Here is a 24,351-nt window from a genome sequence, read left to right as displayed (position 1 = left end):
ATATTTCTACGTAGTTCTACGGGTTGCGCTGGCATTAAGCGTCAGTAGACCTTAGGCAGTCACCTTATATCGCCTTGACATCGTCAGGGCAGTTTTCACCTGCGACTTTTACTGTATTCTGAAGCACACTAGGGGTTCCCTCAATGGGTAACAATCTCAGCGACTACTTCAAGGGCATTGAGCAGCTCATTGATCTAGCAAGACAGCTGGAAGAGAAGGCGCGAGACTCAGATCCCGATAACCCTGAATCTGATCAGATTAAGGTAGACGTGCAGTTTCGCTCTCGACCACCTGGCGGCAACATCCCGCGCACTGGCAATATCCCACCCCGGCGAGGTCCTGCTACTGGGGGGACCAGCAGTGATGATGTTGGTAGTGAGGAGCCGGTCGTCCGCAATCGCGAAACTACCAAGCCTGAGTCCAATTCCTCGCCTGATGAGGGAGAGGCTGCTGAACCCAAGCCTCTTAGTCTCACCGAAGTGGGTGGCTTGCAAGATGTGCTGGCGCAGTTGCGCGAGATGGTAGAAATCCCACTCAAGCGCCCAGATATTCTAGACCGCCTAGGGCTAGAACCACCCAGAGGCGTGCTGATGGTAGGGCCTCCTGGCACTGGTAAGACGTTGACTGCGCGCGCGCTTGCAGAAGCCTTAGGTGTCAACTACATCGCTATTGTTGGCCCTGAAATTATTGGCAAATACTATGGCGAAGCCGAAGGACGTCTGCGCCAAGTCTTTCAAAAGGCAACCAAGTCCGCACCCTGTTTAATTTTCATTGATGAGATTGATGCCCTCGTCCCTAATCGCTCCCAAGTAGAGGGCGAGGTCGAGAAGCGTTTAGTGGCTCAAATGCTCGGCCTGATGGATGGCTTTGCTGCTAGCAAAGGGGTTATCGTTCTGGCGGCAACCAACCGAGCCGAGGCGATTGATCCGGCTCTCCGACGGCCAGGGCGTTTCGATCGGGAGGTGTACTTCAAGGTGCCGAGCCGAGATGGTCGACGCGAAATTCTAGGGATCCACACTCGTGGCATGCCCCTAGCCGAGGATGTCAATTTGGACAACCTTGCCGATCTCTCAGTAGGCTACGTGGGTGCCGATATTAAGGGACTGTGTCAGGCCGCTGCCTTTGCAGCTCTACGCCGCCAAGTTCCCAACCTCGCTAGCATTCCTCAAGATTTGAAGATCGCCCAAGCTGATTTCGAAACTGGTCTTAAGCAAATTCAGCCATCGGTCCTGCGCTCGGTGCAGATCGAGTCTCCAGATGTGAGTTGGGAGCAAATTGGCGGTCTAGAGGAAGCGAAGCAAACTCTGCGCGAGGCAGTCGAGGGCACACTCACCAGCCCGGAACTCTATGCGAAAACGCGGGCGCGGGCACCCCACGGCATCATCCTCTCCGGTCCCCCCGGGACTGGCAAAACCCTGCTCGCCAAAGCCGTTGCCTCCCAAGCTCAAGCCAATTTCATCGCTCTATCTGGCCCAGAGTTGATGACCAAGTGGGTTGGAGCATCTGAGCAAGCGATCCGGGAGCTGTTCGCACGAGCGCGGCAGGCTGCCCCCTGTGTAATCTTTATCGATGAGCTTGACACCCTGGCTCCCGCCCGGGGTCGCAACACGGGGGATAGCGGCGTTAGTGACCGGGTTATTGGTCAACTCCTCACGGAACTAGATGGGGTGCGGCCCTCACAGGGCGTTCTGTTAGTCGCTGCAACCAATCGTAAAGACAGCATTGATGCAGCACTGCTACGAGCAGGACGATTGGAATTGCATGTCTCGGTTGATCTGCCATCCCAATCCTCTCGTCGCGACATCCTAAGCGTCCACAATCAGGAGCGACCTCTCGCAGCCGACGTGGACCTTGACCATTGGGCCGAGCTCACTGAAGGCTGGAACGGCGCCGATCTAGCCCTGTTGAGTAACCAAGCAGCCATCTCAGCAATTCGCCTTCACCGTGCAGCAGCTCGTGAAAACCAGGAATTGACCGCCGATAGCATCTGCATTACTCAGACTGACTTCCAACGTGCTTACGAAGAATTGATGCGCCAGCGAACCTAAGCAACTGGTTTGCGGAGGTCGGTTGTTCCACGCAAGCGCTTGTCGCAATAGTAGCCATGAACTAGCAGTATTACTGAGCCTTTATGGTCAGGGTTGGGGGCACTTTTGAAGGTGCCCCTGCACAAATCTCGCTCATGGTGCGCTTGAAGCGATTGCCTTGGCCTAGCCTCACTATCCTGCTGCTAGGCTACAGCTTTGCCGGTTGGCTTCTAACAACTTGTCGGGCTCCCTGGCTAGCCTGGCTAGGGACTCAGCTTGTGACTTTACACCTAGCTTGGGCAGGCAGTGATGCTCTAGCTCTAGCGATCGCGTGGGTAGTAGGTATGGGTTGGGCAGGGGCCTTTGCGATTGCCTGGCCCTACAGTTTGCCTTGGGCTGGCATTACTGTTTGGGCAATTGCCCTAGCTGCAGCTTGGGCCCTGGCTCTGATACTGGCGCTGATCCTGGGATTGACTGCTCGACCCTTGCGAAGCGCAGGTTTGAGCAGGATGCAACGATTTTGGGTACTGACCTGCTTAACTGCTGCGGGCTTAGTTCTGGGCTGGGTCGCTGCACAGGGCTTTTGGCGTGTCTATTGAGGATTAAGCATTGAAACGAGCATCTTTTCGCAAAGAGCAGGTTAGCAGATCTGATTACCCTGCCCGAACCCCTAGCTACTATTTGCAGAGAATGGGCCCGGGGGTCATAGACAGCTTTAGCTCCGAGCAACTTGCCGCTGTGAGCGCTGCCTTGGCTGAAGCGATACCAAAACCGTCTCCCAAGCTGGTGGACCTGCGCTTTGGGGTTGATTTGGTTTTCTCTCGTTTTTACGTTGTCCTGTTCGTGGGTAAGGACCGTCGCAAGAACCAGCGTCAACATGAATCGGGAGGACTGCCTAGGGTGGGAAACCTAATTGCGGCATTTGTCCTCTTGGTTAGCGCCAATCTGGTAATCAGCGCTTGCATTCTGCTATTTGCTTACCTACTTAAGTCAGCTATTGGTCTGGATTTTTTACCAGAGCACATCTCAGACACGGTTCAAAAGCTCTCTAAGTTTTGATACGCACGGCCCGATTGGGACCCCCACGTTCAACTTCACGTGCCTTTTTGCCCCGCCACATCAATCGGATCGGTGTGCCAGTGAAACCGAGACCCTTGCGCAACTGCCCCTCAATGTATCGGCGGTAGTTGTCGTTAAGCAGCTTGGGGTCGTTGACAAACATCACAAAACTGGGCGGTTGGCTGGCGACCTGAGTGCCATAGTAGAGCCGGCCCTGCCGTCCTCCACGGGTGGCGCCGGGGCCATGCCAAGTGGTTGCTTCTTCCAAAACTTCGTTGAGGACTGAGGTAGAGATGCGGCGATTGTGCTGCTCGGCGGCTGTATCTACAAGCTCCAGAATCTTGGTCACCCGTTGACCCGTTTTCGCACTGACAAAGATTCTTGGCGCCCAATCTAAGAACATTAGTCGTTCTAAGAGCTGCTTCTCGTAGTCATAAATGGTGTAGGCGTCTTTCTCAACGGCATCCCACTTGTTGACGACGATTACACAGGCACGTCCCTCCTCAGCGATGCGACCCGCTAATTTCTGATCTTGGTCGGTCACACCATCGAGCGCATCGATCACGAGCAGGGCTACATCGCAACGGCGGATCGCCTTAAAGGCGCGGTTGATGCCAAAAAACTCTGGGCCATACTCAACGTTTTTCTTTTTACGAATCCCCGCTGTATCGACCAAACGATAGTGTTTGTCACCGTGGCTAAACAGCGTGTCGATGGTGTCGCGGGTTGTGCCTGAGATTGGGCTCACAATGGAGCGTTCCTCACCCAGGAAGGCATTCAGCAAACTAGACTTGCCAACGTTGGGGCGACCGATAATCGCAACTCGGGTTTCCTCAGGATCTTCACTCAGCTCCGTAGCTGGCGGCAGGTAGGTAATGAGCTGATCGAGTAGCTCCCCAGTGCCGTTGCCGTGGATACTCGACAGGGGAAAGGGCTCGCCTAAACCTAATTCCCAAAATTCAGCTGCTTGCGATAATCCCAGATCTGGGGACTCACACTTATTTACAGCAACCAAGCAGGGAACAGTCTGCTGTCGCAGCCAGTGAGCAATCTCACGATCAGCATCCGTTGGCCCTACCTGGCCATCGACCACAAGAATGGCAGCCGTTGCTTCTGTTAGCGCAGTTACTACCTGCTGGCGGATCAGGGGCAGAAACTCCGTCTCATCATCAAAGATTAGACCCCCCGTATCTACGATCTGAAACTCGCGGTCGCCCCAAAAAGCAGGTCGGTAGGTTCGATCACGGGTAACGCCAGGTTGGTCAAAGACAATCGCATCGTGAACTCCAGACAGACGGTTCACGAGCGTCGATTTACCCACGTTGGGGCGGCCAATCACGGCAACAATGGGCAAAGCCATAATTCAAAAATCTCAAGTGCTAAAGCAGTGCCTACGGAATTCAGCCGGAGCCTGCTTCTATCAGTAGTATTCTATTGTACTGATTCTGCCGCTTCGGACCGCTGCCTCTCTAGCTGATTTAAATTTGCTGGTCTAGATTGAGAGCTGCAAGCTGAGCATACGCCTCTTCAATGACCCGTTTACCCCGGAGCAGCCCTGTGTTTGCTCCAGGGCAAATATAGCGAAGGGTAGCAGGACTAAACTCCTGTAGAAGATGGCGAACGCTGTTGAGCTGGCGAGGCCAGTGAAAAGTTTTTGAGGTCTTCAAAGGAACGGGACGCCCCTGTGAGTCTGGCAGGAGATGGCGACCGGTAAATAGAATGCCACCTTGAGCTGACCAGTAGAGGCAGCTGGCGCCGGGGCTATGCCCAGGTGTCCAAATCATGCGCAGGCCCTCGCTTAATTGGAATGCTGCCTGGAATGTCGTGCACTGCATACCAGAGAGCTGGTATGCTTCCTGTTCTTGTACCAAAATCTGACAGCTAAACTCAGCCTGTAACTTTTTAGCTTCACCAATCCCGCCACGATGACTGATGACTAAGGTATCAACACCACCTTGAGCGCGTAAAAAATCCAATTGAGGTGGCAAGGCTGCTGGACAATCGACCAGGACCCGCTGCGTGTTTTCTACAATGAAATAAGCAGTGCCACCAAGAGTGGCTCGGTTAGGTGCAAACGCCCAAACTCCTGGTAGAACCGGTCGGGCTACGCCGGTCGGTGTGTTCAATGGCAAATTCGAAGGTAAATTTGACTGGAATGGGTCATTGGAAATGAGATCGGATGGAGCAGTCACAAGCTTGCCAGATTGGGTAGGAACCGTAGGATAGAACGGCGCAGCAGATTAGGACAGATAGCATGATCAACGGGTTGACCTTACTGTGCCTGCTTCTGATGACGGGTGGACTAACCTACATCATTGTGCAGCGCCATGTTGCTCATCTGACGCGTACCCCTTGGTGGTGGCTATGGCTAGTCCTGATGACTCCTCCTCTCAGCGCTGGCGGTTGGGTGATTGTCAGCGGCCAGGATCCACCTCTGACTTTCATGGTGCTTCTGGTTCTGATCTCTTTTTCCTTGTATTACACTTTGCTTCAGGCAGGACGCATACCCCCGCCTTCTCCCTCTGAAACTAAGGCAGCGGAGGCGAGTGAACAACCAACCGTTGAGAGTACGGTGGCAACTCCTGTAGAGCCTGTACGGGCTAAAGCACCGCCTCGACCCCTAGATCGCGACGAGGAAGCTCGTCTGCAACAGTGCTTTCCCTGGTCCATTTACTACCTTCAGAACTTAGAATATCGACCTCAAGCAGTGATCTGTCGCGGCCAGCTGCGGGCAGAGCCGGAGACAGCCTACACCACCATTCGCACTAATATCGAGGCGCAGTTTGGCGAGCGTTTTCTGGTGATGTTCCAGGATGGGCAGGCCGGTAAACCTTTCTTTGCCCTCGTCCCTAACCCCTATCTGAGCGCTAGCAGCCTTGGGACTAAAACGTCGCGCCCAACCCCACGATCAAATGCTCCTGAAGCGAGTCGTCCAGGCTTGGCCTTGGTTTTACTCGCAACGACCCTGCTCACCACCGTGCTGGCAGGCGTGGAGCTGAGTGGAGCCAACGCTAATGGCAGTGCGGGTAGCGTAGCCTTCGAGCAGGCTCTATTCAGCGCGGGTATCCCTTATGGATTGGCGATCCTAGCGATTCTAGGCCTGAGGGAGCTGGGCCGCTATCTCAGTGCTCAGCGCTATCAACTACGAGCAAGCCTGCCTTACTTTATTCCTCTGCCTCCTCTCCCTTCACTACCAGGTCCAGGCACGCTGGGAGCTTTTGCTCAGATTCGTTCAGCCATTCCTAATCGTAAAGCGCTGTTTGATCTGGGATTTTCTGGGGCTATTGGCGGTTTCCTACCAGCTCTACCACTGCTTTTTTGGGGCTTTGTTCATTCAACTCCTGTTGTCCTAGCCACGGTAGCCAATCCGACCAATCCAGGAGCAGTCAGCATCGAAGCTTTTGACCCACGCCTGTCGATTGTGACTGCAGTGGTCAGTAAATTGGCTCTGGGTAGTGCCTTCAGTGGGGATATGGTTTTGCGACTCCACCCGGTCGCGGTCGCAGCGCTGCTGGGGCTTGTGGTTACTGCGTTGAATCTAGTGCCAGTCGGGCAATTAGATGGTGGGCATATTGTGCATGCCATGTTTGGACAACGCATGGGTACCAATATCGGGCGAGTTTCGCGTCTACTGGTACTAGGGCTTGCGATGCTAGGTGTTCAGCCCTGGCTGCTATTTTGGGGGCTGCTGTTGCTCTTTATGCCTAGTGCTGATCAACCAGCGCTAAACAATGTGACAGAGCTAGACGGAACTCGGGACTTGCTGGGTTTACTAGCTCTTTCCCTATTGCTGCTACTGATTCTGCCGATGCCTAAGTTTTTAGGTTCCGTTATTGGACTCTAATTTACTTGCAAATTAGACAGTTAGTTTAGTGACCTACTTTGCCTTAGTTCCTGTAAAAGGCAATTGAATCGGCTGAGAATTTCACTGTTCTCTCACTGTTGCAAATTGCGTGGATCAAGTGCATCGCGCAAACCATCCCCCAACAAATTGAAAGCCAAAACCGTCAGAATGATCAAGATTGCTGGTGGCCAAATTAACCAGGGTTGCAACACAATGATCGAGGCATTAGTTGCGAGACTAAGCATATTTCCCCAGGAGGCGTCAGGCTGCTGAATGCCTAAGCCAATGAGACTGAGTACAGACTCGGCCAAGATGAAGCCAGGAATAGAGAGGGTTGCTGAGATAATGATGTAGGTCGCGGTCTGGGGCAGAATGTGACGCAGGATAATGTATAAAGGCCCTGCTCCCATTGCCTGTGCCGCCTCAACGTACTCTTCGGACTTAATTGCTAAGACCTGTCCTCGTACCACTCTGGTGAGACCTGACCAACTCACAAACGAAATGATAATAGTAATTACAAAGAAGCGTTCTGCGTTGGTGAAAGGAACGCCAGTCAAAGGGTTATTTTCTAACACCGCAGCCAGAGCAACTAGCAGGTAGATTGTGGGTATAGACATCAACACCTCAGTCAAACGCATAATCAGGGTGTCTGCTAAACCACCCCAATAGCCCGAGATGCCCCCAAGTAGCATTCCTAGAGGGAAAGTGATAGCAATACCAACAATCCCAATAAAGAGACTGACCTGGGAGCCGTAGAGTAAGCGGCTCAACTCATCCCGTCCCTGCTCGTCTGTACCCAACAGATTGAAGCGTCCTTCACCCTGGGTGCCGAACAGGTGCCGATCCATCGGAATTAGCCCCAGAAGCTTGTAGGCAGTGCCTTTGGCAAACGGCACAATCCGGCTAGGCTGGCTGCGGTCAACGACCAACTTTCGTTCACCCGTTTCGAAGTCGACAGGTCCTTGAGTGGTTGGGTAGACATGAGGCCCCAAGAACTCCCCTGTATTCTGGTTGCGCCAAAAAATCTGGGTAGGAGGTAGCAGTGCGCCATTGCGTTGAGCATCATTTGGGCCGTAAGGTGCCGCAAATCCTGCCAATATTGCAAGCAAATATAGGACGACCAGTACCCACAGACCGAAGCGCGCCAATGGATTTCTCTTCAGACGCTGCCACCAGTTCATGCCACCTCCAATTGCTTTGGCTGTTTGCCTTTGTCTTTAGAGTCTACTAGGCGCACGCGAGTTCAGGAGCTAAACCCATAGACTGCTCCCTGATGAACTACGCCTTGAAGGGCTCCACTACGTAGGAGACGTGGACCGGGTAACCGAGCCGGGCATAGATCGTGTCCACGCAGCGCAAGGCGGCTTCTCGGTCGCGGAACAAACGCAACACTCGATTTTGGCCACTCGGGTAGCGAATACACAGTTGCCAAGCCATTGCAATTTCCTTACTAATTCAACTGATCGACCGTCTCACCAATGCCTGTCTGTAAAATCGTTTCGCAAGAGCCACAGTGCGTGAGATTTAGGTGAGTCGAGTCACACAGAGCAAGTCAAAATCTCCAACGTCAACCGAGTTGGACTTTGATCGGCTTCTGTATTGCTTTATCAAACCTTCATAGACCTTAAGGGTAAATTGAAGCCTTTGTAATCCGGGTATCTAAGTAAAGACTGTCGTTCTAGTCAGACGTCAGGTTTCAGTAGAAACACAGCGCTGCTGCTCACCTGAGTGTCTAGAAAAAGCGATTTTAGCGCTTGTCTCTTGAGCTACAATTCCGTGGTTTTGGTCCTTTGGTTTTGGAAATTCTCAGCTTAGAATCGCTGGCCCAAGGTGTATTTACCGAGTTGCCCAGATTGAGCGTTAAAGTCGGGAAGAGAAGAACAGCGGAAATTGCTGGATCGGGTGTTGAACACATCGCCCAAGCGTCTCTACTATTTGTGTTGTTAGCCTGGAGTGAGCTCAAAAACCATGTTTGACTGCATCATCGTCGGTGCGGGTCCATCCGGCGGCTCAGCTGCCTATCACCTGAGCAAGCGAGGGCGCTCAGTGTTATTACTGGAGGCCGAATCTTTACCTCGCTACAAGCCTTGCGGTGGTGGAGTGTCTCCGGCAGTCGCGCAATGGTTTGACTTTGATTTTTCGCCTGCTATTTCCCTGCGGGTCGACAAGATCCGCTACACCTGGAAGACTGAGGATCCGGTTGTCGCCAATTTGCAAGACCTAGAACCAGTCTGGATGGTGCGCCGGGATGTGTTCGACCACTATCTAGTTCAGCAAGCCCAGAAATTGGGGACCGAGCTACGCGACAGTACCGCTGTCACGAGCATTGAGTTCAAGGGCGGCCACTGGCAGGTGAACACCGCCAGTGGTCCAGTTGAAGCTAAGTATCTGATCGCGTGCGATGGCGCGAAAGGGCCAATGGCAAAGTGGCTAGGCTTCAAAGATCGCAAACGGCGTTTGGCAGGAGCGCTAGAGGCAGAAGCGCCTGCGGATGTTCAGCACCAGGACACAGCCCATTTCGAGTTCGGCATGGTCAAGAATGGCTACATCTGGAACTTTCCCAAAGCTGAAGGGTATTCCATTGGGATTGGTACCTTCATCGGTGGCGAGCGCCAAGATGTGCGCGATATTGTGACCGAGTACGCCAAATCCTTCGGCGTCGATTTCAAGAGCATCAAGCAGTACGGGCACCCCTTGTGTTTGTGGGACGGTCAGCAAGTGCTGCACACCCAGAATGCTCTGCTGGCTGGAGAGGCAGCCTGTGTGGTCGACCCCTTTACCGCTGAGGGCATTCGTCCAGCTCTATTCACCGGTATGTTGGCGGCTGAAGCCATCGACAAAGCCTTGACAGGTGATATCAATGCCTTAGAAGGCTACAGCAATCGGGTCAATACCGAGTGGGGAGCTGATATGCAGTGGGCACAGCGTATCTCCAACGTGTTCTACCGAGTACCAGGCATTGGCTATCGAGTGGGAGTCAAACGCCCCTCAGCCACCAAGATTATGGGCCAAATTCTCTGCGGTAAGATTCGCTACGGTGATGTTGCAGGCAGAGCTATCAAACGCCTTGGTGGCGGTTTTCTGCCCGGAATGGGTTGAAACAGGGCAAGGCTCCGGTTTCAGAGTAGGCGCTCGTGCATGAACGAGAACGGGCGCCTATAATCCCGGTTAAGTTCTACACACCTTACTCCACCTTTCCTACCCTACAACTGCTACAACTGCGCAGCCATGACTCAACCGTTCTACCACCTGCCCTTATCGGTGCTACTCCTCAGTGGGTTGGGAGGTCTAGCTCCTGAGCTGGTATCACCAGTGCTAGCCCAAACAGCTCCGGCTCAACCTGCTCCAGCTCAACCCTTATCGACTCAAAATCCGCCTAGCTCCGGCTCCGGCATACCGTCCTTGGATGCCAACCTGCGCCAGGATATTGGTCGCTACTTGCTGGGGGCTGGAGACCGCATCAAAGTCAACGTCTTTGATGTCGAGGAACTCAGTGGCGAACAGCAGGTGTTACCTGACGGGACAGTTACCCTGCCGCTGATTGGCTCAGTAAACGTTGAGGGCATGTCCCTAGAGGCTGCAGCGGGACGACTAGCACAACTGCTGTCCCCCTATCTAGTGCGCAACATTGTTAATGTGTCACTGGTATCTCCTCGCCCGCTAACCGTGGCGATTGTGGGAGAAGTCAATCGGCCTGGCTCCTACACCCTCAATTTCAATCAGGATAGTCGAGGCAGTAGTGGGACCAATGGTGCCATTGGCGGCATTGGAGGGGTGCAAGGTGGAGCTAATGCGACAACTCTGACTGGCGCTCTGCAAACAGCAGGTGGCATCACTGCCTTAGCGAATGTGCGTCAGATCCAGGTTTCTCGTGTGGTCGCCTCAGGCGGGCGGCGAACCTTTGAAATCAATCTTTGGGACCTGATGAAGGGAGACATCAGCCAAGACGTTCGGCTATTTGATGGTGACTCAATCAACATCCCACGAGCTACCACCCTGACGGCTCAGGAGTCTACTGAGATTGCAGGGGCCAGCTTCTCACCAGCAACTATTAACGTCCAGGTAGTCGGTGAAGTGGTGAAGCCAGGCAACGTTACCATTCGCCCCAATGCACCGTTTACGGAAGCAGTTGTAGCGGCAGGCAGTATCACTAACGACGGCGATTGGCGACGTGTAGAGTTATATCGCCTTGAACCAGACGGCAGGATCAGTCGTCGCACCCTACGGGCTGACCTCAATCAGCCACTCAATGAGCAGAGCAACCCACCTCTGCGTAGCCGTGATGTAATTGTAGTTCGGCCATCGTTTGGCTCCTCGATTTTGCGCGGAATCTCTACCTTTGGCAATGCATTGAGTGGGGTTGTAAACCCGATCTTCCTATTTGATCGCATCACCGATCTAGGTAAGTAATCTGAGTCGATCACTCGATCTAAGTCTAAGGCTTCAGATCGAGCCCTTAGACCCACAAACTTTTCTGTATTTCCACGATTGTCAGGTAGGGGTTGAAGATTTCATAAAGTGTCCATGCAGTCTGTTTCAAACCATGCAGCAGGTCTGTTAACTTGCTGAAGACCGTGACTGGGTGGCCTCCAACTCTACCTGACCGATGTCTCGCCTATCTAGATCTCTCAAGCTCATACGCAAACCTATGCGAATTTTAGTAACTGGTGGCGCTGGTTTCATCGGATCTCATTTGATTGACCGATTGATGACAGAGGGCCATGAAGTCATCTGTCTGGATAACTTCTACACCGGTCACAAGCGCAACATCCTCAAGTGGTTGGACCACCCCTATTTCGAATTGATCCGTCACGATATTACGGAGCCACTTCGGCTAGAGGTTGACCAGATTTACCATTTGGCCTGCCCAGCGTCGCCCGTTCACTATCAGTACAACCCAGTCAAAACCATCAAGACTAATGTGATGGGAACGATGAATATGCTGGGCCTAGCAAAGCGGATCAAAGCCCGTTTTTTATTAGCTTCGACTTCTGAAGTTTACGGCGATCCAGAAGTCCATCCCCAAACGGAGGACTATCGGGGCAATGTTAATCCAATTGGGATTCGCTCCTGCTACGACGAGGGCAAACGGGTTGCTGAAACCCTCGCTTTCGACTATCACCGTCAGAATGATGTCGAGATTCGAGTAGCCCGGATTTTCAATACTTACGGCCCCCGAATGTTGGAGAATGACGGGCGCGTCGTCAGCAACTTTGTCTTTCAAGCGTTGCGTGGCGAGACTATCACCGTTTACGGAGACGGTTCGCAGACTCGGAGCTTTTGCTACGTCTCTGATCTAGTGGACGGTCTAATTCGATTGATGAACGGTGACCATATTGGTCCGGTAAATCTGGGCAATCCGGATGAATACACCATCCTGCAATTGGCAAAGACCGTGCAGGACATGGTAAATCCGGGAGCTGAAATCCGTTTTGAGCCCTTGCCTCAAGACGACCCACGGCGCCGTCAGCCTGACATTACCCGCGCCCGTAGCTGGTTGGGTTGGCAACCAACTGTTCCTCTGAGAGAGGGGCTGGCAAAGACCATTGAAGACTTCCGCGCCCGTTTAGAGCCTGAGGCTACCCGGAGTCTGAACAGTGTTTCCCCTGTTAGTTGACTTGTATAGCTGGTGGTCCGTCTCCAGCTGAATATCTGACATCTCGCTATCGTTTATCCATTCAAAGAGGATCAGCACAATATGCGCGTCTGTGTTATCGGCACTGGGTACGTTGGTCTGGTTACAGGGGCCTGCTTGGCTCATGTAGGGCATGAGGTCATCTGCGTCGACAATAACGAGGCCAAGGTCAAGCTGATGCAGTCCGGCCAGTCCCCGATTCACGAACCGGGACTGTCGGAGATTATGCAGCAGGCTATTGCCTCTGGCAATATTCAGTTCACCACAGACCTCAAGGCCGGTGTTGAGCACGGTGAGATCCTGTTTATTGCAGTAGGTACCCCAGCCCTGCCAAACGGTGAGAGCGACACGCGCTACGTAGAGGCGGTGGCCCGTGGCATTGGTTCTAACTTGAGCAGTGGCTACAAAGTCATCGTTAATAAGTCGACTGTGCCGATCGGCTCTGGTGACTGGGTGCGCATGCTGGTCCTGGATGGCGTAGCTGCTCGTCAGAAGGAAATGCCTGTTGCCGTGGCTCCTGGCGGCATGCCTGTCATTCCTGAGAGCTTTGATGCACCGCAGTTCGATGTGGTGAGCAATCCTGAATTCCTGCGCGAAGGCTCTGCTGTTTACGACACCTTCAACCCCGATCGTATCGTTTTAGGTGGCAGCAATCCTCAAGCCCTGGAACTGATGAGAAAGCTTTACGAGCCGATCACCAACCGCTCCACTGCTGAAAACCAATCTTTGCCGCCAGTGCCTGTGGTAACCACCGATCTGCAATCAGCAGAGATGGTCAAGTATGCATCCAATGCTTTCCTCGCGACTAAGATTTCCTTCATCAACGAAGTTGCCAACATCTGTGATCGGGTTGGTGCTGATGTTGTTGAAGTAGCTCGCGGTATTGGCTTAGATTCACGGATTGGCGGCAAATTTCTACAGGCAGGCATCGGCTGGGGTGGCTCTTGCTTCCCCAAAGATGTGTCAGCACTGATCCATACCGCTAGTGACTATGGCTACGAAGCCAAACTGATGAAGGCTGCAGTTGAGGTCAACCAGCATCAGCGGGTCATTGCCGTTGAGAAATTGCAACAGGCGCTCAAAATCCTTAAGGGCAAGACCATTGGTCTGCTTGGGCTCACTTTCAAGCCTGACACAGACGACATGCGCGATGCGCCTGCCCTGACCCTAGTCGAGCAGCTTGTCCGCCTAGGCGCTAAGGTCAAAGCTTACGATCCGATTGTCTCCCAGACTGGTTTGGGTCAAGGCCTAACAGGGGTACAGGTAGAAACTGATCCTGAGCGTCTCGCGGATGGTTGCGACGCCCTGGTTGTGGTGACTGACTGGGCTGAGTTCAAGTCTCTAGACTTTAGCCGTATGGCTAAGCTCATGTCTCAGCCCGTGATTATCGACGGTCGGAACTTCCTAGACCGCGAAACCTTAGAGGGTGTGGGCTTCCGTTATACGGGTATTGGCCACTAAACCATGCTTCCGTAGCGATGCACAGGCGGGGTAGATCTAACCTGATCTACCCTTTTTTTCAGCGATCTTCTAAACCTTTTCGGAAGTAACCCAAGGACCCCGGCTATGACCAGAGGTACTGTTTTGGTAACCGGAGGAGCAGGCTACATCGGCTCTCATGCCGTCCTAGCTCTTCAACAGGTGGGCTTTGAGGTCGTTATCCTGGATAACCTCGTCTACGGCCATGCTGATCTGGTTAAATCTGCACTCAAAGTCGAATTGGTACAAGGCGATACCAATGACCGCGCTTTGTTAGATTCTCTGTTTACCTCCCGCAGCTTTGATGCGGTAATGCATTTTGCTGCTTACGCTTATGTCGGTGAATCTGTCTCTGACCCAGCTAAGTACTATCGCAACAATGTTGTAGGTACGCTAACTTTGCTAGAGGCAATGGTCGCTGCAGGCATTCAGTCCTTTGTTTTCTCATCGACCTGTGCCACCTACGGGGTACCTCAGCAGGTTCCTATCCCCGAAGAGCATCCCCAGTCGCCGATTAATCCCTATGGCATGAGCAAGCTAATGGTCGAGCAGATGCTCAATGACTTTGATCATGCCTACGGCTTGCGCTCAGTGCGCTTCCGCTACTTCAATGCGGCAGGGGCAGAGCCACAAGGACGCCTCGGTGAGGACCACCAGCCGGAAACGCATCTCATCCCACTAGTATTGCAAACAGCTTTGGGGCATCGAGATAGCATCTCTGTGTTCGGCACTGACTACGAAACGCCGGATGGAACTTGCATTCGAGATTACATTCATGTCACTGATTTGGCGCAGGCGCATGTGCAGGGATTGGAGTATTTGTTAAGGGGAGGCAAGACCGAAGTCTTCAACCTAGGCAATGGGCAAGGGTACAGTGTGCGCGAAGTGATTGATGCAGCGCAGGCCGTGACAGGCCGAGAGATCAAAGTGGTAGAGGCCGAGCGGCGGCCCGGTGATCCAGCCATGCTGGTGGGCAGTAGCGAGAAAGCTAGACGAACTTTGGGCTGGCAACCCCAATACCCTGAGTTGGCAGTAATCTTGCAGCATGCCTGGCAATGGCATCTCCAGCGCCACAGTGTAAATGAGCATTGAAGTTTTTAACGGAAGTTAAACGTACCCAGGTTGAGGGTACGCTTTGAAAAGCTAGAATAAATGTCTGAAGATAAAACACTCTTTAGATAGATATTCAGGCCAGCTTGATAAAAAACGCCCTGAATCCGTTGGTGACGGGGCTCTTTTTTGGCATTCTTAAGGAGTCGAGCCCGTGCTGTCCCAATCTGCTGCCTATCCACGTCCACAGCTGCAACGTTCCAGCTGGATCTGTCTCAACGGTCCCTGGAAATTTACTTATGACGATGCAGGGCAATTTATCCGGCCTAGCGACATTGACCAGTGGACTCACACCATTGAGGTTCCGTTTGCTCCTGAATCTGTACGCAGTGGCATTGCTGATACAGGTTTTCACAAGAATTGCTGGTACGAGCGTGAGTTTGACCTGCCAGCAGAGGAAGGCGGCGTACTGCTCCACTTTGGTGCAGTTGATTATTATGCTCGCGTGTGGGTCAATGGCCAGTTTGTTGGCGAGCACGAAGGCGGTCACACTCCATTTAGCCTCGACATCACTTCGGTCTTGAATGCTAACGGCCCTCAACGGGTAACCGTATGGGCAGAAGATGACCCTCAAGATTTAGCTAAGCCCCGGGGTAAGCAGGATTGGCAACTAGAGCCCCATAGCATTTGGTATCCCCGTACCAGTGGTATTTGGCAGACGGTTTGGGCTGAACGAGTTCCTAAGACTTATATTGACCGTTTGCGCTGGACGCCTCATTTTGAGCGTTGGGAGATTGGCTTTGAAGGTTTTGTTGCCGGGCAGCGGCAGAACGGCCTGCAATTGAAGGTCCGACTCAGTGTTGGTGAGCAATTGCTGGTTAATGACACTTATGAAGTGCTAAACGGGGAGGTGCACCGACGCATCGCCCTCTCGGACCCTGGCATCGATGACTACCGTAACGAATTGCTGTGGAGTCCTGAGAAGCCAACTCTGATTGACGCCGAGATCCAGCTTTGGCACCAAGGCAAACTCCTGGATGAGGTGAAGTCTTACACCGCTATGCGGACGGTGAGCATCCAGCGTGATCGCTTCATGCTCAATGGGCGGCCTTACTATTTGCGCTTGGTACTCGACCAGGGTTACTGGCCTGAGACGCTGATGACAGCTCCTTCCGATGATGCCCTGCGTCAGGATGTGGAATTGACCAAGCGTATGGGCTTCAATGGCGTGCGCAAGCACCAGAAAGTAGAAGACCCTCGCTTCCTCTATTGGGCAGACGTCTTAGGATTACTGGTTTGGGAAGAGATGCCTAGTGCCTATCGCTTTAGCCCCAAAGCGGTAGAGCGGTTGACGCGTGAGTGGACTGAGGTGATTGAGCGCGATGCTAGTCACCCTTGCGTAGTTGTATGGGTGCCCTTCAACGAATCTTGGGGTGTACCTGACCTAACAGCGACCGCCGCTCACCAAAACTGCGTCCAGGCTCTCTATCACTTGACCCGTACGCTGGACCCAACTCGTCCGGTCATTGGTAACGATGGTTGGGAGAGCACAGCGACCGACATCATTGCCATCCATGACTATGACAACCAGCCGAACCGCTTGGTCAAACGGTATGGCCCAGAGGTCAAACTCTCCGACCTCTTCGAGCGGCAACGTCCTGGTGGTCGTATGCTCACGCTCGATGGCTATCCTCATCGGGGGCAACCGATTATGCTAACGGAGTTTGGTGGTATTGCTTACGCTAAACGGGAAGACCCGGCAACAGACAGGATCTGGGGCTATGTTCGCTCGGCGAATGCTGCGGATTTACAGATGCGTTATGCAGCGCTTCTGGACGCAGTCAATCGAGTGGAAATGTTTAGTGGCTTCTGCTACACCCAGCTAACCGATACCTTTCAGGAAGCCAACGGATTACTGTACGCTGACCGGACGCCTAAGATTCCGCTGGATATCATCGCATCTGCGACCCTAGGTAGGGGTGAAGACGAAACGGCCAGGGCTATGCTCCCACCAGTTGTAAGAACCGAGTGGTTGCAAGGGCAGGATGCACGTTCAGAAGCTGCTGAAGCCGGATGGTCGTCGGTTGACTCTATACAGCCGGTTCCCTATTGCGGCGGAAATCACAGCACCTAGTCCTGCTAGTGAACCCGTTGAGGCTAACCCACACCTGCGTTGGCACCCCCTGCGCGGCGAATGGGTAGCCTATGCCAGCCATCGACAGGGGCGGACGTTTATGCCGCCCCCCGAATACAATCCACTAGCGCCGACCCGCGATCTGCAATTTCCCACGGAATTGCCCGCGGGGCGCTATGACATTGCAGTCTTTGACAATCGCTTTCCCTCGCTGGCGTTGGATGCTCACGATCCACCGGATGCTATTGTGCCGACCCTGCCGGCAAATGGAGCCTGTGAGGTTGTGGTGTTTACCCAGGATCCCAATGCCTCTTTGGGCTCTCTGAGCTTGGACCACCTGGAGCTGCTGTTTCAGACCTGGGCTGATCGAACCAAGGTGATCGGCAGTCAAGCTCAGATCGAGTACGTGCTGCCCTTCGAGAACCGAGGCGTAGAAGTGGGCGTGACTCTGCACCATCCCCACGGCCAGATTTACGCTTATCCGTTCGTGCCACCAGTACCGGCGCGCATGGCTGAGCGAGAGCAAACCTACTACCAGAATCATCAGCGAGGTCTGCTGCAAGACTTAATCCAGCAGGAAATTCGTGATGGTCAGCGCCTGATTTATCAAGATCAATATGCTGTTGCGTTTGTGCCGGTCTGTGCCCGCTATCCTTACGAAGTTTGGTTGGCACCGATTGATCCGGCTGCAACCTTTATGGACTTGAGTGCTGAACAGCGCCAGGGATTAGCTAGAGCCCTGAAAACGGTTGCGCTCAAGTATGACGGTTTATGGCAGCGCCCGTTTCCTTACTTAATGGCCTGGTACCAAGCAGCAACCGATGGTCAATCGCACCCAGAGTCTCACCTGCATGCGGAGTTCTATCCGCCTTACCGCACAAGAGACCGGCTGAAGTACCTGGCGGGAACAGAGCTAGCGGCAGGCATGTTTGCCAATGATGCTCTGCCTGAAGAGAAGGCTAAGGAGCTGCAAGCGGTGACGGTCAGTCTGGAGGAGACGGTGCTCCAATGAATCAGCAGTTGCATCAATTAAGTTTGTCCTATCCCAATAAAGGACAGACTCAGAGTGACGAAGTAGAAGGCAAGCTCAGCCTGGTCCGGCAAGCTCTGAGCGAAGCAGGAGCCCAAGGTCTGCGCTTGCGAGGCACCGATTGGTTTGCCTGGGCCACAGCTGGCGGGTCCAATACAGTACTGCTGACCGCTGAGACTGGTGTTGCTGAGGTTTTGGTGACGGCTCAAGAGGCCTGGATCCTAACCGACGAAATCGAAGCACAGCGCCTAAAGGACGAGGAACTACCCGGTAACTTTAAGCTCTCGGTTAGTCCTTGGGCCGAGGCAGCGCAGCGAGAAACCTTTGTGCAAGAGGCTGTAGGCGGGACAGTACTGAGCGATCGTCCCACTGGTTCTGAAGGGCTGTTACCTACTTCGCTGCAGCAGCAAAAACGGGTTCTGACGGCACCTGAGCTTGAGCGCTACCGCCAAGTTGGACGGCTGGCGAGCGAAGCCATGACTGAAGTGCTATCAGCTGCTCAGGCTGGCTGGACCGAGTATCAATTGGCGGGGGCCGGGGCTGCTGCTCTGTGGCGACGTGGGCTGCATCCCGCTCTTACCCTGGTTGCCGGGGAGCGGCGTCTCCCGGTCTATCGTCACGCTACGGCTGGCCCTGAAGCCCTAGGAAAAATGGCGATGTTGGTGTTCTGTGCGCGGGGCTACGGCCTCTACGCAAACTTGACACGCTTCGTCTCCTTTGGTCCTCTCAGTTCCCAATCCGCTGATTTGCATCGCCAAGTCCGTGAGGTCGAAGCTGCAGCCCTACAGCATTGCCAGCCTGGTACAGAACTCAGCGCAATTTACGAGGTGCTAGGCCAGACCTATCAGCAGCAGGGTTATCCCCAGGCAATTCGTGAACACCACCAAGGTGGAACGACCGGCTATTTGGCACGAGAAATTGTTGCCCATGCCAAGACTAGCCAAACGCTGGTGGAGGGCACAGCTATGGCTTGGAATCCCAGTTTGTCGGGAGCCAAAATCGAAGATACGTTTGTGCTCCTTGATGGCAAACTCGAAAACCTGACGCTAGATCTGCAATGGCCTAGCGTCGAGGTTGAGGGGCGTCTACGTCCAGTGCCTTTAGAGCGCTGATCTGAGTTGAGCTGAGTTGGTCTGAGAACTTGGAGCGTACAGTCCAAGTTCTTATCTAAGTTCTTAATGGCTTGCTAAATAATATGGACTTTCAGCAAATATTTGGTGCTGAACCAACGACCCAGGCGACAGCACCGGGACGGGTGAATCTGCTAGGCGAGCACACAGATTACAACGAAGGCTTTGTCTTACCAACGGCAATTCCTCAATCAACCACTGTTCAGCTCGGCTTTAGTTCAGATGACCAGCATCATTTTTACTCTCAAGAACTGGATGAGAAGGTGAGCCTTGCTAGGACTGGTCCCACGCCTCAAGGGTTTGCCAGTTATGTTTTTGGCTGCATTCAGATGGTGTCGGCAGAGCAGCCTGTACCGCCTCTAAATGTGTATGTCACTTCTTCTGTGCCTATAGGGTCGGGTTTGTCTAGTAGCGCGGCTCTGGAAGTGGCAACGTTTAGAGGACTAAGGGCCCTGCTAGAGCTCAAACTCGATGATGTCCAGATTGCGCAACTTGCTCAGCAGGCGGAGATTCAATACGCGGGCGTCGAGTGCGGCATTATGGACCAGATGGCGTCGAGCCTAGCTGATTTGGGGCAACTGCTATTTCTGGATACGCGCACCTTAGAGCGACAGGTGTTGCCCCTGCCGCCTGAAACTGAAATTTTAGTAATTGATAGCGGTGTACCCCGTAAGTTAGCAGCTAGTGGCTACAACCAGCGACGGGCTGAGTGCGAAGCAGCGGCACGCCAATTGGGAGTTTCGGCGTTGCGTGATGTCAGCGATCCTCAAGCAGCGGAGAGTTTACCAGAGCCGTTACGCCGTCGCGCTCGACATGTGATTACTGAAGACAACCGAGTGCTTGAAGCTGTGCGAGGGGTCTCTGCACAACGATTTGGCGAGCTGATGAATGCCTCTCATGCCAGCCTGCGTGATGACTATGAGGTCTCGGTGTCTGCTTTAGACACATTAGTCGAGATGCTTCAGACAACTTCTGATGTGTTTGGCGCTCGTTTGACTGGGGCTGGCTTTGGCGGTGCCTGTGTTGCTTTAGTTAGAGCGGGGCAAGCCCTGGCAGTGGGTCAAGCGGTCTTGGAACGCTATAACCGCCAGGGCTATGCCGGACGTCTATTAGTGCCAGAGGCACATTAGTTGTCTCAAGTCGTCTCAGTTGGCTTGCAAATTAACTTACAAGAACTTTTTTGGGGGCCGCCCCTGAAACCTGACACTCGTTGAAATAGCGACTCAAGGCATTGTCTAAAGATGGAAGCAAGAGCCCACGCTCACTGCTCAAGACGCTATAGCGAGGCCGAGGGGCAATCAAGGACAGCTCATCGCTAGCACAGGCTCGAATGTAACTAGCATCAAAGCCCGCATAGTTTGCGACCTCTCGGGCCAGGTCAGCCCAGCTCACTGCTCCCGTATTGCTGAGGTGCCAGAGGCCATACTCGCCGTCTAACAGGAGATCTAGGCTAGTCTGCACCAGATCGGGAACATAGGTGGGTGAAATCAGCACATCTTGGGCTGCAACAAAGGGCTGGCCAGCAGCTAAGGTGCGTAGGGCAACCGTGACAAAGTTGTGTTCATCCCAAGGGCCAAAGAAAGCGCTAGTCCTCACGACTAGAGCACTGGGCAGCGCTTTGAGAACGCGGGCTTCTGCCTCGGCCTTGCTACGTCCATAGACTCCCAAAGGTGATACAGCATGGCTCTCAACATAGGGAATATAGGGAACAGGCTGATTGCCATCGAAGACTAGGTCCGAAGAGAAAGTGAGTAACTCAACTCCCTGTTGAGCGCAAGCTGCTGCTAGCACCGCGGGTCCCTCAGTGTTCTCGCGCAGACAGCGTTCGGGTTCGCGTTCAGCATCATCTACCCGCACATACCCGGCTGTATTGACGATGGCCCAAGGGTTAAGCTCTGACAGAACTGCCTTTACAGAGTCAGGATCCGCAATATCCATTTGGTGGCGGCTGAGCAACTGATAAGAGATGCCGCGCACCTCGCACATCCGGGCAAAGGCCTTACCCAAAGTCCCAGTCGCACCAGTGATCAGCAGAGGCTGCACCCTTTGATCCTGCCCCTGTTTTTGTGCTTGTCTCAGCGGCGGCACTGCGGTTCGAGGGTAGCTCACAGGCGGGTAGAGCAGCCGTTCAGGACGACGCCACCAACCAGGTTGAGCGAGGACAGGATGGTCGTAATCGCCTTTTGCGGCTAGTTCACGCATCATTCGCGCTAGGGCAGTGGCGCGGGGCTGATTGGAGCGCAGGTCAAAAACCCCCGGTTCGTAGTGGCCATCTGAGCGGGTAACCAGGCTAATCCAGTCGTAACTGCCCAGCAAAGCCCAAACAGTGACAGCCCGCATCGCCACGCCTTCTTGGTGCAAACTTTGGGCTGCGTCCCAAACTTCTTTGAGCCAGCGCAATTGCTCCTCACGGGTGCAATTAAGGTGCACTTCGGTAATAGCTAGGGGTAGGTGATAGCGATCCCATGCCTCTCGCAGTAAAACCTGAGGTCCAACTGTCCCCTCAGCAGAGACTCGTACCGCCTCTACATCGGCATAGCTATGTTGTCCGTTAGTACCGTGCGTGTGAGCCGGGTAGTTTTCCAAGCGTTCGTCTAAAAAGCGTTCGCTGGTTAAGTAATGGTTGATGCCTAGGATGTCTGGAGGGCAGGGGTGTTGCCCAAACCAGTCGAGCTCAGCCTCAGAGATACCCGATGGCAATAGGTAGCGCCTTAGGGGGTGGTGTTTGTCGATGCGGCCGCAGAGCAAATCGAAACTCAACCACCGACGCTCATTTTCGAGATTTGCCTGGTAAGCCAGAGTTGGCGTGCTGAAGGTTTTGCCCAAATCCTCGGTCTGTACCAATTGGGCTTGGGGATTAATTTGGCGAATCGCCTGCATCGAGAGCACTACTGCACGGCATTGAGTCAGCAAAGCGCGAATGAACGTCTGATCATCACGACCGTGGGGATACCAATGTCCATACATACCGCTGAAGCGGGCTGTGGTGAGAGGCTCATTGACTGGTGTATAAGCATCGACCCAGGGATAACGCTCTGCTACAGCTTTGGCAAACTGAGCCAGTTGCTCTGGAAAAGCTGGATCGACCAGGCTGGTGTGGCTAGGACCACTGCCGTGGTGAACCAAACCCACGATTGGGCGGATGCCTAATTCCTGCAGACGGCCTAGCCGCTCGTCGGCCCAGGTCCAGTCAGCCTGATCTAAACCATTGGGCGCGATCTGTTCCCACAGGATCGGATAGCGCAGGGCGCGAATGCCTAATTCCGCAAAGCGATCTAAATCATCCAGGCGGGTAAGGTGCCCATTGCGCTCAAGCTGATTAAAGTATTGTTCTCTTACCCGGTTAACTGTACACTCCACACCTGCCCACAACTCAAGGGGCTGAATCGGGTGCGACTCTGCCATGACCATTCTCCTGAAACTTCCAAGTGCTATGTGCTGCTATCACTGGTCGCAATTACTGGCTGGGATAACTGCGAGCTGCACTCCGATTTGCTGTCACTGTTTTGCAAGTTACGTGCCACATTTTTGTTAAGCCTCCCTCATAAGGGAGAGAGCCTCAACGCTCGGTTTTGTGACGATGAATACCTAAAAGGTCCCCAGGCAAAAACTTGGGGACCGGCATTTTCTCAGCTTAGGTTGGCCATAATTTCTTGTTCATGCCCACACCAATAGGCAACCATACAACTAGGGGCTAGCCCTTGTAAACTCATCGCTTTTGGGCTACTTAGCTGCAACTGCTGCTAACGTCTGACCATTACTGTCTTGGGGCTTCCAGTTTTTGCCCTGCTCAATCAGTTGGTTATAAAGCGTTAAGGCTTGAGCAACCACTTGGTCCATGTTGTAGTATTTGTAGGTCGCTAGACGCCCAACAAAATGCACGTTAGGTGTTGCATCCGCTAAAGCTTTGTACTGCTTATACAGCTCTGCATTTTCCGGTTTAGGGACTGGATAGTAAGGATCACCTTCTGCCCGAGGATATTCGTAAACAATGCTGGTTTTGGGGTGGTCTTGTCCAGTTAGATACTTGAACTCAGTGACACGAGTATAAAGATGCTCGTTAGGATAATTAACTACAGGTGCCGCTTGATGGACAGGTGCGTTGATCGTTTCGTGCTTGAAGTGTAGAGAGCGATAGGGCAATTTGCCGTAGCGGTAATCAAAGAATTCATCAACTGGACCGCTATAAATCATCTCGCGGAACGGCAGGACATCCAAGATTTCCCGATAATCAGTGTTGAGCATCACCTTGATATTGGGATGAGAGAGCATGCTCTCAAACATCCGTGTATAGCCGTGCAGGGGCATAGCCTGATAAGTATCGGTGAAATAACGAGCGTCGCGGTTGGTACGGGTGGGTACTCGTGCTGTAACCGACTTGTCGAGCTCAGAGGGGTCAATTCCCCATTGCTTACGCGTGTAGTTGCGGAAGAACTTCTCGTAGAGTTCGCGACCAACCTTATTAACAACTACGTCTTCAGATGTGCGGATGTATTCTTTGGGTTCAGCAACAGATGCAAAAAAATCTTCTAGCTGAAAAGAAGTCAGGCTAAGGCCGTAAAGCTTGTTAATGGTGTCTAAGTTAATGGGGATCGGCACCTGTTGACCGTCTACACTTGCTAAGACATGATGTTCGTAAGGACGCCATTCTGTAAAACGCGAGAGATATTCGAATACATCCCGAGAGTTAGTGTGAAAAATGTGAGGTCCGTACTTATGGACCAGAATTCCTTCGTCGTTGTAGTGATCGTAAGCGTTACCTGCAATGTGTGGACGACGGTCAACAATTAAAACCTTGTTGTTGGATTGGCTGGCAAGCCGCTCTGCTAAAACGCTGCCAGCGAAACCTGCACCGACAATGAGATAGTCAAACATGGGTTATTTCGCCTTTTTGATTACTTGTCCAAGAGCCCATTAATAAGTTGAGCTCTATGTTATGGTCCAAATGGTCTAAGCTGTCTAA

19 protein-coding genes are annotated in these 24,351 nt (G+C 53.2%); 13 read left to right on the top strand and 6 right to left on the bottom strand.

Annotated elements, in window-relative coordinates; all coding sequences use genetic code 11:
* The first annotated feature begins 143 nt into the window (after positions 1–143).
* From H6F94_RS25890 to H6F94_RS25880, 3 genes are all read left to right on the top strand, one after another.
* Positions 144–2,048, top strand: a complete 1,905-nt coding sequence (locus tag H6F94_RS25890) for an AAA family ATPase (RefSeq protein WP_190805166.1) — start codon at positions 144–146, stop codon at positions 2,046–2,048.
* 83 nt (positions 2,049–2,131) lie between these two features.
* The gene (locus tag H6F94_RS25885) at positions 2,132–2,626 is read left to right on the top strand and encodes a hypothetical protein (RefSeq protein ID WP_190805165.1); all 495 of its coding nucleotides are present in this window, start codon (positions 2,132–2,134) and stop codon (positions 2,624–2,626) included.
* Positions 2,627–2,717: 91 nt separating this feature from the next.
* Entirely contained in the window at positions 2,718–3,086 is a 369-nt protein-coding gene (locus H6F94_RS25880; RefSeq protein ID WP_242041425.1) for a hypothetical protein, read from the top strand.
* On the opposite strand, the gene der is transcribed toward H6F94_RS25880, so the two are convergent.
* Both der and H6F94_RS25870 read right to left on the bottom strand, forming a co-directional pair.
* On the bottom strand, positions 3,076–4,446 hold the full coding sequence (gene der / locus H6F94_RS25875) for a ribosome biogenesis GTPase Der (protein ID WP_190805163.1): 1,371 nt from the start codon (positions 4,444–4,446) through the stop codon (positions 3,076–3,078). The genes H6F94_RS25880 and der overlap by 11 nt on opposite strands.
* A gap of 118 nt (positions 4,447–4,564) precedes the next feature.
* Positions 4,565–5,278 (bottom strand): MBL fold metallo-hydrolase, encoded by a 714-nt coding sequence (locus H6F94_RS25870; protein ID WP_313949376.1) that lies wholly within the window; start codon positions 5,276–5,278, stop codon positions 4,565–4,567.
* 62 nt (positions 5,279–5,340) lie between these two features.
* On the opposite strand from H6F94_RS25870, the gene H6F94_RS25865 reads away from it, so the two are divergent.
* Positions 5,341–6,930 carry a site-2 protease family protein gene (locus tag H6F94_RS25865; protein ID WP_190805162.1) on the top strand — a complete coding sequence of 530 codons (1,590 nt, stop codon included), beginning with the start codon at positions 5,341–5,343 and terminating at the stop codon, positions 6,928–6,930.
* Between the two features lie 92 nt (positions 6,931–7,022).
* On the opposite strand, the gene H6F94_RS25860 is transcribed toward H6F94_RS25865, so the two are convergent.
* Both H6F94_RS25860 and H6F94_RS25855 read right to left on the bottom strand, forming a co-directional pair.
* On the bottom strand, positions 7,023–8,111 hold the full coding sequence (locus tag H6F94_RS25860; protein ID WP_190805161.1) for an ABC transporter permease: 1,089 nt from the start codon (positions 8,109–8,111) through the stop codon (positions 7,023–7,025).
* Between the two features lie 97 nt (positions 8,112–8,208).
* Positions 8,209–8,367 (bottom strand): family 2 glycosyl transferase, encoded by a 159-nt coding sequence (locus tag H6F94_RS25855; protein WP_190805160.1) that lies wholly within the window; start codon positions 8,365–8,367, stop codon positions 8,209–8,211.
* A 531-nt stretch (positions 8,368–8,898) separates the two neighbouring features.
* Between H6F94_RS25855 and H6F94_RS25850 the strand changes: the two genes are divergently transcribed.
* The 9 genes from H6F94_RS25850 (at position 8,899) to galK (ending at position 20,518) form a co-directional block, all read left to right on the top strand.
* Positions 8,899–10,029 carry a geranylgeranyl reductase family protein gene (locus H6F94_RS25850; protein WP_190805159.1) on the top strand — a complete coding sequence of 377 codons (1,131 nt, stop codon included), beginning with the start codon at positions 8,899–8,901 and terminating at the stop codon, positions 10,027–10,029.
* Between the two features lie 129 nt (positions 10,030–10,158).
* Positions 10,159–11,340, top strand: coding sequence for a polysaccharide biosynthesis/export family protein (locus H6F94_RS25845; RefSeq protein ID WP_190805158.1), 1,182 nt, complete (start codon positions 10,159–10,161; stop codon positions 11,338–11,340).
* 238 nt (positions 11,341–11,578) lie between these two features.
* On the top strand, positions 11,579–12,547 hold the full coding sequence (locus tag H6F94_RS25840) for a UDP-glucuronic acid decarboxylase family protein (RefSeq protein WP_190805157.1): 969 nt from the start codon (positions 11,579–11,581) through the stop codon (positions 12,545–12,547).
* An 81-nt stretch (positions 12,548–12,628) separates the two neighbouring features.
* Positions 12,629–14,026 (top strand): UDP-glucose dehydrogenase family protein, encoded by a 1,398-nt coding sequence (locus tag H6F94_RS25835; protein ID WP_190805156.1) that lies wholly within the window; start codon positions 12,629–12,631, stop codon positions 14,024–14,026.
* Positions 14,027–14,131: 105 nt separating this feature from the next.
* A complete protein-coding gene (gene galE / locus H6F94_RS25830; protein ID WP_190805155.1) occupies positions 14,132–15,136 on the top strand; it encodes a UDP-glucose 4-epimerase GalE in 1,005 nt (334 codons plus the stop codon).
* 172 nt (positions 15,137–15,308) lie between these two features.
* A complete protein-coding gene (locus tag H6F94_RS25825; protein WP_190805154.1) occupies positions 15,309–17,228 on the top strand; it encodes a glycoside hydrolase family 2 protein in 1,920 nt (639 codons plus the stop codon).
* A complete protein-coding gene (gene galT, locus H6F94_RS25820; RefSeq protein WP_190805153.1) occupies positions 17,140–18,240 on the top strand; it encodes a galactose-1-phosphate uridylyltransferase in 1,101 nt (366 codons plus the stop codon). Before H6F94_RS25825 ends, galT begins: the two co-directional genes overlap by 89 nt.
* A complete protein-coding gene (locus tag H6F94_RS25815) occupies positions 18,237–19,370 on the top strand; it encodes a M24 family metallopeptidase (protein WP_190805152.1) in 1,134 nt (377 codons plus the stop codon). Before galT ends, H6F94_RS25815 begins: the two co-directional genes overlap by 4 nt.
* A gap of 83 nt (positions 19,371–19,453) precedes the next feature.
* The gene (gene galK, locus H6F94_RS25810) at positions 19,454–20,518 is read left to right on the top strand and encodes a galactokinase (RefSeq protein WP_190805151.1); all 1,065 of its coding nucleotides are present in this window, start codon (positions 19,454–19,456) and stop codon (positions 20,516–20,518) included.
* A gap of 31 nt (positions 20,519–20,549) precedes the next feature.
* Here the strand turns inward: galK and H6F94_RS25805 are convergent, their stop codons facing one another.
* Positions 20,550–22,793 (bottom strand): SDR family oxidoreductase, encoded by a 2,244-nt coding sequence (locus H6F94_RS25805; protein WP_190805150.1) that lies wholly within the window; start codon positions 22,791–22,793, stop codon positions 20,550–20,552.
* Positions 22,794–23,111: 318 nt separating this feature from the next.
* The gene (gene glf, locus H6F94_RS25800) at positions 23,112–24,263 is read right to left on the bottom strand and encodes a UDP-galactopyranose mutase (RefSeq protein ID WP_190805149.1); all 1,152 of its coding nucleotides are present in this window, start codon (positions 24,261–24,263) and stop codon (positions 23,112–23,114) included.
* Positions 24,264–24,351: the final 88 nt, after the last annotated feature.

Source organism: Leptolyngbya sp. FACHB-261 (assembly GCF_014696065.1).
Taxonomy (GTDB): Bacteria; Cyanobacteriota; Cyanobacteriia; order FACHB-261; family FACHB-261; genus FACHB-261.
The sequence above is the reverse complement of the archived record's forward strand: the minus strand, read 5'-3'. Positions and strand labels throughout refer to the sequence as shown.

What these genes read in the sequence shown, in the direction of transcription:
- H6F94_RS25890 (WP_190805166.1), top strand. Translation starts at nt 144, where the DNA reads ATGGGTAACAATCTCAGCGACTACTTCAAGGGCATTGAGCAGCTCATT.
- H6F94_RS25885 (WP_190805165.1), top strand. Translation starts at nt 2,132, where the DNA reads ATGGTCAGGGTTGGGGGCACTTTTGAAGGTGCCCCTGCACAAATCTCG.
- H6F94_RS25880 (WP_242041425.1), top strand. Translation starts at nt 2,718, where the DNA reads ATGGGCCCGGGGGTCATAGACAGCTTTAGCTCCGAGCAACTTGCCGCT.
- der (WP_190805163.1), bottom strand. Translation starts at nt 4,446, where the DNA reads ATGGCTTTGCCCATTGTTGCCGTGATTGGCCGCCCCAACGTGGGTAAA.
- H6F94_RS25865 (WP_190805162.1), top strand. Translation starts at nt 5,341, where the DNA reads ATGATCAACGGGTTGACCTTACTGTGCCTGCTTCTGATGACGGGTGGA.
- H6F94_RS25860 (WP_190805161.1), bottom strand. Translation starts at nt 8,111, where the DNA reads ATGAACTGGTGGCAGCGTCTGAAGAGAAATCCATTGGCGCGCTTCGGT.
- H6F94_RS25855 (WP_190805160.1), bottom strand. Translation starts at nt 8,367, where the DNA reads ATGGCTTGGCAACTGTGTATTCGCTACCCGAGTGGCCAAAATCGAGTG.
- H6F94_RS25850 (WP_190805159.1), top strand. Translation starts at nt 8,899, where the DNA reads ATGTTTGACTGCATCATCGTCGGTGCGGGTCCATCCGGCGGCTCAGCT.
- H6F94_RS25845 (WP_190805158.1), top strand. Translation starts at nt 10,159, where the DNA reads ATGACTCAACCGTTCTACCACCTGCCCTTATCGGTGCTACTCCTCAGT.
- H6F94_RS25840 (WP_190805157.1), top strand. Translation starts at nt 11,579, where the DNA reads ATGCGAATTTTAGTAACTGGTGGCGCTGGTTTCATCGGATCTCATTTG.
- H6F94_RS25835 (WP_190805156.1), top strand. Translation starts at nt 12,629, where the DNA reads ATGCGCGTCTGTGTTATCGGCACTGGGTACGTTGGTCTGGTTACAGGG.
- galE (WP_190805155.1), top strand. Translation starts at nt 14,132, where the DNA reads ATGACCAGAGGTACTGTTTTGGTAACCGGAGGAGCAGGCTACATCGGC.
- galT (WP_190805153.1), top strand. Translation starts at nt 17,140, where the DNA reads ATGCACGTTCAGAAGCTGCTGAAGCCGGATGGTCGTCGGTTGACTCTA.
- H6F94_RS25815 (WP_190805152.1), top strand. Translation starts at nt 18,237, where the DNA reads ATGAATCAGCAGTTGCATCAATTAAGTTTGTCCTATCCCAATAAAGGA.
- galK (WP_190805151.1), top strand. Translation starts at nt 19,454, where the DNA reads ATGGACTTTCAGCAAATATTTGGTGCTGAACCAACGACCCAGGCGACA.
- H6F94_RS25805 (WP_190805150.1), bottom strand. Translation starts at nt 22,793, where the DNA reads ATGGCAGAGTCGCACCCGATTCAGCCCCTTGAGTTGTGGGCAGGTGTG.
- glf (WP_190805149.1), bottom strand. Translation starts at nt 24,263, where the DNA reads ATGTTTGACTATCTCATTGTCGGTGCAGGTTTCGCTGGCAGCGTTTTA.